Genomic DNA, 14,032 nt, shown 5'->3' with positions numbered 1-14,032 from the left:
GCCGAAGCCATGGTACAGGAGCATCCCACAGAAGCCGGCTGGTATGAAGACGCGGCTAATTATAATGGAAAGGAGAATAATACCGCCGCTGCCGCCTTTTATTTTAAACAGGCATTTGCGTTAGCGCCTTCTTTTAAGTCGGCCAGAATGCTGTTTGTATTGTACCTGCAGCAGGATAAAACGAAAGAGGCCTTGCCTTACCTGGATTATGCGATGGCCAATAATGAGCAGCATTTAAACCTGGAGCCGGTGAAAGCATTGCTGATGCAGGTGTTGCAATTACAACAGGCCGCCGTTAAAGATCCCGGCAATGTGGACGTGATGAATGAAATTGCCAGCGCATATTTTAAGATGGGCAACAAGGCAGGTGCAGAACGCTATGTAGAAAAGGCATTACAAACAGCACCGGGCAACAAAGCCGCACTCGCATTACAAAGTCAGCTGAAAAAAGTATAAGTCATGCGTCATCATTCCTCCATTATCACCCGGCAGCAATGCATAGAATTTGGTCAGGTGGCTGTGTTAGCGGCTATCGTGGCCGCATTGTATTACCGGCATTTTCAGTGGGTATCGGTGGCGCTGATGCTATTGGCGATCACGATCATAGTACCCCGGCTTTTTTATCCAATGGCCTGGGTATGGTTTGGTTTTTCAAAAATACTCGGCGAAATAAATATACGCGTAATGCTGACGCTTGTTTTTGTGTTGGTGGTACTGCCGGTCGGCTTATGGCGCAAACTCCGTGGGAGAGATAGTTTGCAGCTACGTCGTTTTAAAAAGGACGATGCATCGGTGATGGTGGTGAGGGATCATTTATATATGAAAGAAGATTTGCAGCATACATTTTAAAACAACTATAATTCACACGTGATGGAATTTCTGCAGGAACTGTTTCACTTTTTAAAAACGCGTAAGAAGTTCTGGTTGCTGCCTTTGATAGTCATGTTACTATTACTGGCTTCATTGGTGGCATTGACGAGTGTGTCTGCATTGGCGCCGTTTATTTACTCCATATTTTAATGGCATTGAGGCATATTATTCTGGGCATATCAGCATTTTATCACGACAGTGCGGCGGCGTTGATCATAGATGGGCGGATCATGGCGGCGGCCCAGGAGGAGCGGTTTACACGCATTAAACAGGACCCTTCTTTTCCGGCGGAGGCGATTAAATATGTATTATCGGAAGCGGGCATTTCATTTGATGAACTGACGGCGGTAGCGTTTTACGATAAGCCGCTGCTGAAGTTTGAGCGGTTGCTGGAAACGTATCATGCATTTGTACCACGCGGCTGGCGCAGCTTTCTGGCGGCTATGCCGGTATGGATGAAAGAGAAGGTATTTATGAAGAAGCTGTTGCGCAAAGAATTTCGTGCGCTGGGAGCTACCATCAATATCCCGCTGTATTTTCCGGAGCATCATTTATCACATGCGGCCAGTGCCTTTTATCCCTCGCCCTATGAAGCTGCGGCCATTCTCACGGTAGACGGTGTAGGAGAGTGGGCCACTACGACTATCTCTTATGGAAAAGGGAAAGATATCTCCGTATTGCGGGAGCTGCGCTTTCCGCATTCGCCGGGATTATTATATGCGGCCTTTACTTATTTTCTGGGCTTTAAAGTCAATAGCGGGGAATATAAATTAATGGGGCTGTCGCCTTATGGGGAGGAACAATCGCCACAGACGGTTGTTTTCAGGGAAAAGATCCTGGCAACGTTGGTGGATATACGAAAAGATGGCTCCATCCTGTTGAACATGGACTACTTTGAATTTGCTACCGGTATGAAAATGACGGCTACGGCAAAATGGGAAGCTTTGTTTGACATGGCGCGCAGAGAGCCGGAGTCGGAAATCACGGCAGATCATATGAATCTGGCACTGGCTATTCAACAGGTAACGGAACAAATAGTAGTAGCACTGGCACGCACCGCGAAAGAAATCACGGGCTGCGATCACCTGGTGATGGCGGGCGGCGTAGCGTTGAACGGTGTGGCCAATAGTAAAATCAGCGCCGCCGGTATTTTTACAGATATATGGATACAGCCCGCAGCAGGGGATGCCGGCGGTGCCATTGGTGCAGCTTATGCCGCATATCATATTGGTATGGAGCAGGAGCGGAAAATTTTTTCGGGAGAAGACAGTATGCAGGGTGCTTTCCTGGGGCCGGCCTATGGCGACCGTGACATCAAAAATATGATGTGCAAATACAACGCAAAAGGCATATGCTGGTCTGATTTTAATGCACTCACCCACTTTATTAGTGCAAAGTTATCCGAGGGAAAAGTAGTGGGATGGTACCAGGATAGAATGGAGTTTGGACCACGTGCATTAGGCAATCGCAGCATCCTGGCAGATCCACGCAAAGCAGGAATGCAACGGCAGATTAATTTGCAGATTAAATTCCGCGAAGGCTTTCGTCCGTTTGCACCGGCAGTATTAGCGGAAGATGCTGCCGATTATTTTGAACTCAGTACGCCTTCTCCCTATATGTTATTTGTAGCGCCGGTAAAAAAATCGTTGCGTCTTACACGGAGTAATGACACCACTACTTTATATGAACGATTATATGAAGTACGTTCTACCGTTCCTGCTATCACGCACGTAGATTATTCTGCACGTGTACAAACTGTACATCGTACGCTTCATCCAAAGTTCTGGGCACTTATTAATAGTTTTAAAAAACTTACAGGTTGTTCCATGTTGATCAACACTTCTTTTAATGTAAGAGGAGAGCCGGTAGTGAACACGCCATCAGATGCGTGGCTGGCTTTTATGCGTACAGAAATGGATTACCTGGTGATAGGTAATTATGTTTTTGAACACAGTAAGCAAGACGCTTTGCCCGCCAATATGTTTAAGGTATTTGAAAAAGACTGATCACGTTATTCATCTCACAAAAATTTTAAAAAAAATATAACATTAATGCTGTTGTTAGTTCATTATTAGGGCTGTTGTTAGGCCAATGATACTTACTTGCAGTGTATTATTTTTTATCAATCGAAATATCGTTCGCGTTATGAAAAGATTACTATTGCTGATGCTCCTCGCATCGGGCCTCCTGACGGCCTATGCACAAAAGCAGTTGACAAAGGGTAAAGTGCTGGATGAAACCGGCCAACCACTACCCGGTGCTACTGTCAGAGTAAAAGGTACTAACATTTCAAGTCCTACAGGTGCCACGGGCGAATTCCAGATCGCCACGGGTGATGCGGCATCTCCGGTGCTGATCGTTTCTTATATCGGCTACCTGTCGCAGGAAGTAGCGGTAACCGGTGGTGAAATGTCTATTCGGCTGAAAGCAGATGCGCGCTCACTGAATGACGTGGTAGTAGTAGGTTATGGTACACAGAAAAAGAGAGACGTTACCGGTGCTACCAGTACCGTAAAAGCAGTTGACATTGCCAAGCGTCCGCTGGTAAGAGTTGAACAGGCTTTACAGGGTACTACTTCCGGCGTAACAGTACAGAGTAACAGCGGTCAGCCTGGCAAAGGAATGAGCGTAAGGATTCGTGGCGCCAGCTCTGCGAGCAACAGCAACGATCCATTATATGTAATAGATGGTTATATCGGCGGAAGTGTTGAGTCTATCAGCCCTGCAGATATCGAGTCTATGGAAATCCTGAAAGATGCATCTGCCACCGCTATCTATGGTTCCAGAGGTTCCAACGGCGTGGTGCTGATCACTACTAAATCCGGTAAGGCCGGTAAACCACGTGTAGATTTCAGTACCTGGCTGAGTAAAGCAGAGATTCCTAAGAAGCTGAGCTTAATGAATGCTTACGATTTTGCTAACCAGGTGAATATTTACACCATTGCAAAAGATCCATCCGCTACAAAGCCATTTACACAGGCACAGCTGGACGGATTTGAAACAAATCCAGGTACCGACTGGCAGGATGAACTGACCCAGTCTCCCCTGATTCAGAATTACCAGGTGAGTGTTTCCGGCGGTTCAGAGAACGTAAAGTATTTCTTCTCTTACAATCACCTTGATCAACCCGGTTTATTAATTAATCAATGGTACAAGAGAAATACCCTGAGAGCAAACATTGATGCGAATCTGAACGACAGAATGAGCTTCAAGTTTAATATTACGGCGGTATTGCCTCAAACACATAATACCGACTATGCAGGTGACATCACTGATCCATTTGCACAGAGCTACCAGTGGGATCCTACTTCTCCTGTAACAGATGCTTCCGGTAAGTATATTCCAGGTTCCGTATTTGCGTCTAACCAGTACAATCCGGTAGCAAATGCCAGGAACAGAGCTGTAGATGGTAGCACTACGAACGTAACAGCTACGGGTGTATTTACTTATCGCATACTGGATCACCTGACCTTTACTTCCAATAACAGTTATGAGTTACAGTCACAGTTAACGCAGTCCCTGTTCCCGCCGCAAACCAATGAAGGTAAAGTAGGTGGCGACTATGCACAGGCGGAAACCAACCGTTACAGAAGCTGGCAGAATAGTAACTTCCTGACTTATAGCAACAAATTTGGTGATCACTCCATTACGGCTACCGCCCTGTTTGAGCAGGCATCTAAAACCAATACCAATGTAAAGGCACAGTCAAAAAATCTGTCTACCTACAACAACGGCTACTACAACCTGGGTCTGGGTGCTACGCAGCTCACGACCAGCGGTTACTGGGCAGATGCGCTGATTTCTTACATGGGAAGGATCAACTACGCCTATAAAGATAAGTACCTGTTAACAGCGGCTGTTCGTACCGACGGATCTTCTCACCTGACGGAGAAATATTCTACTTTCCCTTCCGTTGCTTTGGGCTGGGTAGTTGACAAAGAAAACTTTATGCGGAATGCAGGCGTTATTTCAGGCCTGAAAGTACGCGCCAGCTATGGTCAAACAGGTAATCAGTCGGTGCCTGCCTATGCTACCATTGCGCAGGTGGCCAGCGGCGGACCTGCTTACTACTTCGATGGTTCTACACCAAGTGTATCTACGCCATTGGGAACACCGGTATCGCAAACCCTGAAATGGGAGCGTAACACCACTTATGATGCAGGTGTGGATATGGAATTTTTCCATGGCCGCTTAACTTTTACCGCAGATGCTTATCAGCGTAAAGTAACTGACCTGTTATATAATGTCATCAACGCCGGTTATTATGGTGGTGGTAACTACCAGAAAAACATCGGTAGCCTGGAAAACAAAGGGCTGGAGTTCAGCATCGGTGGTACACCAATAGTAGGTAGTAAATTTAAATGGAGTTCCAACTTTAATATTTCCTTCAACCGCAACGAGGTGATCGACCTGGGCGGACTGGATAATATCATCGTTAATAATATCGGATCGGCACAAACCGGCGCCGCGATCCTGAAAGTAGGTGAACCGCTGGGATCTTTCTATGGCTACAAATTCCTGGGTACCTGGAAAAACAAAGATGCAGCAGAAGCAGCAAGATATAGTGCAAAGCCTGGTGATGCCAGGTATGAAGACATTGACGGCGATGGCAATCCTGACCTGCAGGTAATCGGTCATGGTTCTCCTAAATACGGTTTTGGTTTCATCAATGACCTGTCTTATGGTAACTGGAGTATGAACATTATGTTCCAGGGTACACAGGGCAACGAGATCTATTCATTCACCACACCTTATACGCTGGGTGGTTTAGGGGATGCCCGTCACGCTACTTCTACAGAAGTGCTGAATATGTGGTCACCTACTAAAGAAACAGAGGTGCCTACTTACACCAGTAAGAGCTACCTCACCAGCAGCCGTTGGGTATACGATGCCAGTTATATTAAACTGAAGAATATTTCCCTGACATATGCTTTCCCGCAAAGCTTACTGAACAGGATCAAAGTTCGCAGCTTCGATATTTATGTGAGTGCGCAGAACCTGTTCACGATTACCAACTATCCTGGCTACGATCCGGAAGTAACCAATGCTACCAACGGTATTACCCAGGGGCTGGAAACGGGCACTATTCCGAATCCTAAAACCTACACTATTGGTTTAAGACTTGGATTATAATTGATATTGACAGCGAAGGATTCCATTTTTCAAAAAACTACGATTATGAACTTTAAATATTTCATGCCTTTAGCACTGGCGGCGGTACTGGGAACAGCCTCCTGCGTAAAGCTGACGGAAGATCCAAAAGGTAACTTAACACCGGGCAACTATTTCGCCACCCAGAAAGATCTGGATGCAGCCGTTACTGCTATTTTTCAGAAGTTAAGTGTGGACGGCGCCTGGGCTTTCACTAATAAAATGACTTCCTACTTTGGTGCAGATGATCTGACCACAGATAAGGGATTAAATAAACAGGACTTCCGTGATTTTGATAAACTGGAAGGACAGAGTACCAATGAAGGCCTGAAAGCACAATGGGATGGTCCGTGGAACGCCATTTACCAGGCGAACAACGTGTTAGCCAATTTTGAGAAAGTACCTACCACAGATCAGAACAGCATCAATGCCCGCACTTACTCCGCCGGCCAGGCATACTTCATGCGCGCACTGAGTTACTTCATGCTGGTGAGAACATTTGGCGCTGTGCCGATTGTAGACAAACAGGCAGAAATTGCGATTGTACCACCCAGAGAAGATGTAGGTAAAGTATATGCGTTCATCATAAAAGACTTACAACAAGCCGCCGGTATGTTACCCGACAAGTGGACAGCCGCCGCAGATATCAGTCGTCCTGGTAGTCTTGCTGCCAGAGCATTACTCGCCAAGGTATACCTGACCATGGCCGGATGGCCGCTGAATCAGACTTCCAACTATGCACTGGCTGCAACTGAAGCAGATGCAGTGATCAAGTCCGGTAAGTACTCTCTCGTAGGGGATTATTTGCAGGTATTTACGACCAACAATAACGCAGAAAGTATTTTCGGTATCGAATTTAATGTAGGTGGTAACGCGCCTAACCGTTCATTCGGTTCTACCAGTGTACCTTTGGAAGAAGTAGGTCTGGATGGTTCCAGCGGATGGGACGATTTTTATCCGGAAGTAAATTTCTATCTGAACGCACCTAAGTGTAAACGTACAGATCAAACTTTCTATACGACTATCAAATTGCGTAATGATGATAAAGTAACCTATACATTGGTTAACTGGGACGATGCACGTACCAATGCAAGACATCCTTACTATAATAAATTTCGTCACGGGCTGAATGATGGGGTAAAGGAAACCGCTACGACTATTCAGACTATTCAGCCAAGTACCAATAAAACCACGGATATCATCCGCTATGCAGACCCGCTGCTGATTTACGCAGAAGCTTCTACCATGGCCACTGGTACGGCTTCCGGCCCGGCTTATGATGCCATCAACCTGGTAAGACACCGTGCTGGTTTGCCTAATCTCACACCCGGATTATCTGCTACCGCCTTCCGTGACTCAGTGGTATACGAACGTGCCTATGAATTTGCCGGTGAATTTGGTCAGAGATGGTTTGATATCTGCCGCTTGCAATTGCTGCCACAAGTATTGGCCGCGCGTAGCAAAACAGCCGAACAGAACCAGATCAACACCAATTCAGCCAGCAATCCAGGACCTAAGTATCTCGCTCCGATCATTTTCCGTGATCTCAGCCTTAGCCCGGGATGGACACAGAATCCTTCTTACTAAGCAATTTTTGATTTGGCCTATAAATAGTTTAATCATGCCTTGTGCATGATTAAACTATTTTGTTAATTCGCTGCACAGGCTAAGAACCATATTTCCTGCGCATAAACTTTAGTGAATGAAAAAAACAACGTGGAAGCTGTGCAGCCTATTGCTGCTGACACCTTTTGTATGCTTGTCCGGCAGCGCTACTGCGGCTGCTCCGGACACGATTCCTGCTGCTAAGCAGCCTGTTGACCTGATTGATCCAACCATTGGTAACGTTGGACAACTGTTGGAACCAACCCGCCCTACGGTGCAGTTACCCAATCAGCTGATCCGGTTTACACCGCAGCGTAAAGACTTCATGGATGACCAGATTGACAATTTCCCACTGACCATCGTATCGCATAGATTAGGACAGGTGTTTTCAGTGAAACCTTCTGTAGAAGCACCCGCCGCCGCTGGCTGGGGAAAAAGACTGGCCTATGATCATGACCTGGAAATTAACCATCCCTGGTATTATTCTACCTGGTTGCTCCATGAAGAAGTTAACATAGAATTTACCGCCGGCAAAAAAACAGGTTACTACCGTTTTCGTTTTCCGCAGGGAAAAAATAAATCTTTGTTGTTTGATGTATACAATAATGGCGACGCTGCCTACAACTTCCTGCCCGGTAATGTGATGACCGGCATGGAAACCTATAATGATTATGTAAAGGTATACATGTATGGTGTTTTCAGTGAAGCGGGTACTCCCGGAGTAGTAGAACAGGGACAATTAACGAATAATAAAAGCATTGCTGGTAAAGGCATTAAAGCTTATATCAGTTTCCCTGCCACTACCAGAGAAGTCACTTTTAAATACGCCATCAGTTATATCAGCGCAGCACAGGCGAAGAAAAGTTATGAAGACGAAATCAGTCGTCAGTCATTCGACGCCGTCGCCGCCAACGGTAAAAAAGTATGGTCAGATGCGATGTCGCAGATCAAAGTAAAAGGCGGGAGCCTGGCACAACAACGTTCTTTTTATACCGCCTTGTATCGCTCGTATGAAAGGGCCGTGGATATTACTGAAGACGGACAGTATTACAGCGGATATGATAAACAGATCCATAAAGACAACCGTCCTTTTTATGTAGATGACTGGACCTGGGACACCTACCTGGCGCTGCATCCGCTGAGAATGATCCTGGACCCTGCCAAAGAAGAAGACATGCTGGAATCATTTGTACACATGTATGAGCAAAGCGGCTGGCTCCCTACTTTCCCCGTGCTGTTTGGCGATCATGCCTGTATGAATGGCTTTCACTCTTCTGTGGTAATACTCGATGCCTGGAGAAAAGGATTGAAGAAATTTGATATCGAAAAAGCCTATGAAGCCATGCGTAAAAACGCCACCGATGCGACCATGTTGCCATGGCGCAATGGGCCTAAAACGGTGCTGGATGATGTTTACCACAGCAAAGGTTATTTCCCTGCGTTGCATATAGGGGAGAAGGAAACCGTAGCAGAGGTACATCCGTTTGAAAAACGGCAGGCCGTGGCGGTGACACTGGGCGGCGCTTACGACGACTGGGCAGTTGCAGAACTGGCAGGAGACCTGAATAAAAAAGATGATCAGCGTCTTTTTGCACCCCGGGCAAAAAATTATAAAAATCTTTGGAATGCCGATAAGCAATTCTTTTTGCCAAAAGATGAGAAAGGCGAATGGATCGACATCAATGTAAAATATGATGGCGGTATGGGTGGCCGTGATTATTATGATGAAAACAACGGCTGGACTTATCTCTGGCAGGTGCAGCAGGATATTCCTGGTTTAATTGGACTCATGGGTGGTAAACAGGCATTTGAAAACAGACTGGATCAGTTGTTCCGTGAGCCGCTGGATATGTCGCGCTACGCTTTCTGGAGCAAGTTCCCGGATGCTACCGGCCTGGTAGGTCAGTACTCTATGGGTAACGAACCGAGTTTTCATATTCCGTACCTCTACAACTATACCGGTGCACCCTGGAAAACACAGGAGCGTATCCGCTTCCTGCTGAATACCTGGTTCAAGGATAACATCTTCGGTATTCCCGGCGATGAAGATGGTGGTGGGATGTCTGCTTTCGTCGTATTTTCTTCTATGGGTTTTTATCCCGTTACACCGGGTATTCCGGAGTACACCATTGGTAGCCCCGTATTTGAAAACGTAAGCATTGCATTGCCCAATAAAAAGCAATTTACCATCATAGCACATAACAGTTCGGTGGTCAATAAATATATACAGCGGGCGAAGTTTAACGGACAGCCTTTAAACAAACCTACTTTCACGCATCAGCAACTGGTAGCCGGTGGTACCCTGGAATTGTTCATGGGACCTAAGCCTAACAAGAGCTGGGGAGTGCAGTAAAATCGTTTTCCGGTTTAGTGAGCCGGTAACATTGATGAAGACAAAAGAAAGATCGTCTCTGAAACAGAGGCGGTCTTTTTTTGTTGACGGGTATTTGGGAGCGCGCTGTTATCTTTGCAGGGCATGAGCTCATTCATTCTTACAATAGCACTACCTGCTGCTACCACTGATTTTTTTAATCAGTTGCGGCGGCAGTATTATCCTGCCCACGCCAACCAGGTAGGGGCGCATATTACCTTATTTTATCGCCTGCCGGCAGATGAACCACGGGTAGCCGCCGCACTCTCTGCGATGGATGCACAGACGCCTTTTACCATACAGGTAAATGGATTACAACGATATACTAACGGCATAGCCTATACGTTATCGTCGGCGCCGCTGCAGGTATTGCATCAGTCGTTACAACAGCAGTGGATGGATGTACTTAAATGGCGGGATCAGCAACCTTTGCAGCCGCATATTACCATTATGAACCAGGCCACCGCCTGGAAAGCGCAACAGGCGCATGAAAAATTATTGGCGGAATTTCAGCCTTTTGAAATTGAAGCTACGGGGGTACAATTGTGGCGGTATCTGAAGGGGCCGTGGAAGTTGCTGGAAACGTATTCGTTTGTAAGGAAATAGAAACGCAAAAGCCTTCCCATTTAACCGGGAAGGCTTTCCTATAATATAATTTATATCCTTACCTACTTCCTCGTCACATGTTTTATCTTAACATTTACCTCATACGTACCTTCCTGGAAAATCTGGAACTGGAATCTTGGATTCACATTGTACACAGCTTCATTGGTAGGTGCATAGCCGGCATCCACGGTAACAAAGTTACTCGGGATACGGTAATAGATCAGGTAGCCGTAGGCACTCTGTAACAACGGAAAGGGTGTTGTTTCAAAGTTACAGGTCATAGAAGTATCCGTTAGTTCCAGCGGATGGAACTGGGCATACGTCTGAAAATCACTACGGTCACCTCTTCTGATAATTTCTCCCTTTGATGGATTAAAATATCTGCCATTCTGATCTGCTATCTTCAGGATGATATTGGTACCCTCATCAGATATTTTCTTAATGGTCACAATGGGGGCGCCAAGATCGCCGCTGGTAGTGGTTCCATCGCGGAACCAGGCGGCACCGCCGTCACCAACGTTGTAAGGCGGTTCATCCTGCATCGTAATGGTGGCAATGTTCTTGAACACTTTAGCGCCATTTTGATTGGATGCCTGGATATCAAATTCATAGGTACCCAGCGGTACTTTCACGGAGGTGCCGAAGAAAGTAAAGGAGCCGGTGTACTCATTAAACTCCCAGCAGGGGGTATTTACTTTCTGTCTTTTTTTGTTCAGCAAGGCTACGGTGGTGTCCTTTGTTGGATCAAACTGTGCGATCCACTCGTAGCGTTCATAGTTGGCAAACATACTGTCTGCGTGCTGATGTTTGATCACATCCCGGAAATCCAGGAGCTTATACGTAACAGGGGCGCTGGAGCCATCGTTACTCACCGGGGAGGTTTTTTGTACCTGCCCGCGTTTTATCCTGATAGGGTTATCTATATACCGTATCTGGTCGCTGAGATAGCCGTTTTCCACTTTGGTGCAGCTGTACATCGCCGTAGCAGCCAGCAGTATAAAGCCGAAGGTTTTTATATGTCTTTTCATGATGAGTGCGTAAGGGTAAAAACTTAGTTAAACAAATCCGCGTAATAGGTGAATACGTGCCGGTTATTCAACACATGCAATATGCCGGTAGTGGTGATAATCCCGGTTGTTTGACAACTGGTTTGTAAAAACTGGTCCGCCGTAAGATTGGGGAGTCCTGATTCATCCGGAGGAACCGGGCTGCCTGGCTTCGCAATTACTTTGGTCAGGTACAGGTATACCGGGTATTGCGTGAATACGCCGTTGTTGGTATAGTCACTGCTGGGAATCCCTTGTATCAGGCGCTTTTCACCGTCGTTGGCGGTATAGAATTTACCTGCTTTCGTGGCGTTGTCGAGCGTGATTTTATCTTTGAACATATAAGCGCGGAGCGAATCTTTCAACGCTTTAAAATCCATCGAATCATAGTCGTACAACACGTTTGGATCAGTCAGTCTTGCTACATCACGTTTTACATCGATGTAGTTATCGAGGGCATAATCGGTGATGGCAAAAAAGGTACCGCTGGCATTCACTTCCTCTTTAAGACCTGTTTTGTCAATCAGCAATACGATGGTGTCAAAGAGAGGATTTGTTTTCAGGTAATCGTAAGTCGTCATGTTAACATGCGGATCATGCACACTGCCACCAATGGTGTATTCCTTTTTACAGGAAAACAAAATGATGCTCACAAAAGCGATGATACCAAGACATAATTTATTTTTCATACAGCTGATTTTAGTTGATTAAAGTTTACCTCTCCAGTAAGGGGTTTGCGTCAGGGTGTAGTCGTCTTTGAACATGGCAGGATCTACCGGCCATAACCAGCCACCCGTAGGAGCGCCATTCTGAAACTGGTCGCTGCCGAATTGCTCATTGTAATTAGGAAGCTCTTTTGTGCGTACCAGGTCGTAGTAAGCATGTCCTTCGAAGTACAGTTCACGCAAACGTTCTTCCAGGATACTGGTGCCCAGATCATTGACTGCGTCATAGTCACTGATGCCCGCTCTTTCGCGTACTTTATTCAGCAAGGTAATGGCATCGCCATCCTGGCCCAGGGCATGCAGCGCTTCGGCTCTTAATAACATAATATCTGCCAGGCGGAAGATGATAAGGTTATTGCTCAGGCGTGCATCTTTTTTTGCAGCGCCATCGGCGTAGGCGATGTTGGAAAATTTGATGATCTGTCCCTCGGCGCCCTGTGAGGCAAAAAAGAAATTCTTATAGCGGATATCGGTGGTGGAATCTTTGCCATAAAGCATATTGACAAAATTGGTGTTGACCGGCCATTCTATTCCATCTTTACCATCAATAAAAGGACTCTTCATCGTTACCCCAAAGCCTGGATTATTTTGCAGGGAAAGACCTTCTGACTGCGCGTCGTTGATGTTGATTTCAAAAATGCCTTCATATGTTTTGCCAATGAATACCTTCATATAATCCCCGGCACTCTGAAGTGCATATCCACCTTGTGTAATCACGGTGTTGGCGGCTTCTGCACAACCGGCATAATCATGTTTCCAGGCCAGGATATGCGCCTGCAAAGCAAAAGCACTGCCTTTATTTGCTCTCACCGCTCTTTCGCCTTCATCGGCATCATAACCGAAATCGAGGTTAGGTTTCGCGCTTTCGAGATCCGCCAAACACTGTTTCCATACACTGTCTGCCGGGCTTCTTGGAATGTTCTTCGCAGTAGATACATCCAGATCGGGTTGCAGCTTTAAAGGCACATCTCCCCAGATCCGGCTCATATAGAAATAGGTAAAAGCGCGCAGGAAATAGGCTTCACCAATCACATGACGCTTGGTGTCAACGGAACCAAATTTGGTATCCGGAATGCCTGGTACTTTATTGATGATCAGGTTTACCTGCTGCAACAGCTGGTAGTATTGTTGCCAGTTCCAGTTGCCACTACCCACATTTAAACCGATGAACTCACCGTTGGAAATGTTGAAGTTGCCATTATCCCGCCCGCCATCAATACTGAGTTCTCCGGATACAATGTCGCCGTATTTATGCCAGGAGTTATCCCTGATCATGATATTTCTCAGGATGGAATAAGCACCGGAAAGGGCGGTTTTGGCATCCGATTCACTGGTGAAATAAGCACTGGTAAACGTAGAGTTATGCGGTTCAAGATCCAGTATTTTCGAACAGGAAGATACCAGGGCTGAGGCTGAAATAACAGCAGCAGCATATGCGATATATAAGCGTTGTTTTTTCATGATGTCGTTTTTGATGGTTTACAGGCTAAGATCCAATCCCAGTGTGAATTTTTTAGGAATGGGATAACCACTGCCGCTATATATTCCGAAAGCATCTACCTGTTCCGGATCCGGAATGTTTTTAGATTTCTTCAGGAGATACAGGTTGTCTGCCAGTGCATAGATCCTTAAACGTTTGAAATGGAGCTTGTCCAATA

The 14,032-nt window shown here is 46.1% G+C and carries 11 protein-coding genes; 8 read left to right on the top strand and 3 right to left on the bottom strand.

The window, feature by feature from the left end; genetic code table 11:
- From VIP81_RS14435 to VIP81_RS14400, 8 genes are all read left to right on the top strand, one after another.
- A partial coding sequence (locus VIP81_RS14435; RefSeq protein WP_331961859.1) for a tetratricopeptide repeat protein occupies positions 1 to 456 on the top strand: 456 nt, incomplete at its 5' end.
- Positions 457 to 459: 3 nt separating this feature from the next.
- Positions 460 to 849 carry an SxtJ family membrane protein gene (locus VIP81_RS14430; protein WP_331961856.1) on the top strand — a complete coding sequence of 130 codons (390 nt, stop codon included), beginning with the start codon at positions 460 to 462 and terminating at the stop codon, positions 847 to 849.
- A gap of 21 nt (positions 850 to 870) precedes the next feature.
- Complete coding sequence (locus VIP81_RS14425; RefSeq protein ID WP_331961853.1) at positions 871 to 1,020, top strand: DUF5989 family protein; 150 nt, start codon at positions 871 to 873, stop codon at positions 1,018 to 1,020.
- A complete protein-coding gene (locus tag VIP81_RS14420) occupies positions 1,020 to 2,876 on the top strand; it encodes a carbamoyltransferase (RefSeq protein ID WP_331961850.1) in 1,857 nt (618 codons plus the stop codon). Before VIP81_RS14425 ends, VIP81_RS14420 begins: the two co-directional genes overlap by 1 nt.
- A gap of 139 nt (positions 2,877 to 3,015) precedes the next feature.
- Positions 3,016 to 6,003, top strand: coding sequence for a TonB-dependent receptor (locus tag VIP81_RS14415; protein ID WP_331961847.1), 2,988 nt, complete (start codon positions 3,016 to 3,018; stop codon positions 6,001 to 6,003).
- Positions 6,004 to 6,048: 45 nt separating this feature from the next.
- On the top strand, positions 6,049 to 7,608 hold the full coding sequence (locus tag VIP81_RS14410) for a RagB/SusD family nutrient uptake outer membrane protein (protein WP_331961844.1): 1,560 nt from the start codon (positions 6,049 to 6,051) through the stop codon (positions 7,606 to 7,608).
- Between the two features lie 115 nt (positions 7,609 to 7,723).
- A complete protein-coding gene (locus VIP81_RS14405; protein WP_331961841.1) occupies positions 7,724 to 9,979 on the top strand; it encodes a GH92 family glycosyl hydrolase in 2,256 nt (751 codons plus the stop codon).
- Between the two features lie 123 nt (positions 9,980 to 10,102).
- Positions 10,103 to 10,603, top strand: coding sequence for a 2'-5' RNA ligase family protein (locus tag VIP81_RS14400; RefSeq protein ID WP_331961838.1), 501 nt, complete (start codon positions 10,103 to 10,105; stop codon positions 10,601 to 10,603).
- Positions 10,604 to 10,665: 62 nt separating this feature from the next.
- Here VIP81_RS14400 and VIP81_RS14395 read toward each other — a convergent pair whose 3' ends face one another.
- The 3 genes from VIP81_RS14395 to VIP81_RS14385 are packed head-to-tail and all read right to left on the bottom strand — an operon-like array spanning position 10,666 to position 13,835.
- The gene (locus VIP81_RS14395) at positions 10,666 to 11,631 is read right to left on the bottom strand and encodes a DUF5007 domain-containing protein (RefSeq protein ID WP_331961835.1); all 966 of its coding nucleotides are present in this window, start codon (positions 11,629 to 11,631) and stop codon (positions 10,666 to 10,668) included.
- Positions 11,632 to 11,654: 23 nt separating this feature from the next.
- The gene (locus tag VIP81_RS14390; RefSeq protein WP_331961832.1) at positions 11,655 to 12,338 is read right to left on the bottom strand and encodes a hypothetical protein; all 684 of its coding nucleotides are present in this window, start codon (positions 12,336 to 12,338) and stop codon (positions 11,655 to 11,657) included.
- Positions 12,339 to 12,356: 18 nt separating this feature from the next.
- Entirely contained in the window at positions 12,357 to 13,835 is a 1,479-nt protein-coding gene (locus VIP81_RS14385) for a RagB/SusD family nutrient uptake outer membrane protein (RefSeq protein ID WP_331961829.1), read from the bottom strand.
- Positions 13,836 to 14,032: the final 197 nt, after the last annotated feature.

The sequence above is a fragment of the Chitinophaga sp. genome (genome assembly GCF_036566945.1).
Taxonomy (GTDB): domain Bacteria; phylum Bacteroidota; class Bacteroidia; order Chitinophagales; family Chitinophagaceae; genus Chitinophaga.
The sequence above is the reverse complement of the archived record's forward strand: the minus strand, read 5'-3'. Positions and strand labels throughout refer to the sequence as shown.

Bases quoted from the DNA above. Each gene is read 5' to 3' on its own strand.
- VIP81_RS14430 (WP_331961856.1), top strand. From the start codon at position 460: ATGCGTCATCATTCCTCCATTATCACCCGGCAGCAATGCATAGAATTT.
- VIP81_RS14425 (WP_331961853.1), top strand. From the start codon at position 871: ATGGAATTTCTGCAGGAACTGTTTCACTTTTTAAAAACGCGTAAGAAG.
- VIP81_RS14420 (WP_331961850.1), top strand. From the start codon at position 1,020: ATGGCATTGAGGCATATTATTCTGGGCATATCAGCATTTTATCACGAC.
- VIP81_RS14415 (WP_331961847.1), top strand. From the start codon at position 3,016: ATGAAAAGATTACTATTGCTGATGCTCCTCGCATCGGGCCTCCTGACG.
- VIP81_RS14410 (WP_331961844.1), top strand. From the start codon at position 6,049: ATGAACTTTAAATATTTCATGCCTTTAGCACTGGCGGCGGTACTGGGA.
- VIP81_RS14405 (WP_331961841.1), top strand. From the start codon at position 7,724: ATGAAAAAAACAACGTGGAAGCTGTGCAGCCTATTGCTGCTGACACCT.
- VIP81_RS14400 (WP_331961838.1), top strand. From the start codon at position 10,103: ATGAGCTCATTCATTCTTACAATAGCACTACCTGCTGCTACCACTGAT.
- VIP81_RS14395 (WP_331961835.1), bottom strand. From the start codon at position 11,631: ATGAAAAGACATATAAAAACCTTCGGCTTTATACTGCTGGCTGCTACG.
- VIP81_RS14390 (WP_331961832.1), bottom strand. From the start codon at position 12,338: ATGAAAAATAAATTATGTCTTGGTATCATCGCTTTTGTGAGCATCATT.
- VIP81_RS14385 (WP_331961829.1), bottom strand. From the start codon at position 13,835: ATGAAAAAACAACGCTTATATATCGCATATGCTGCTGCTGTTATTTCA.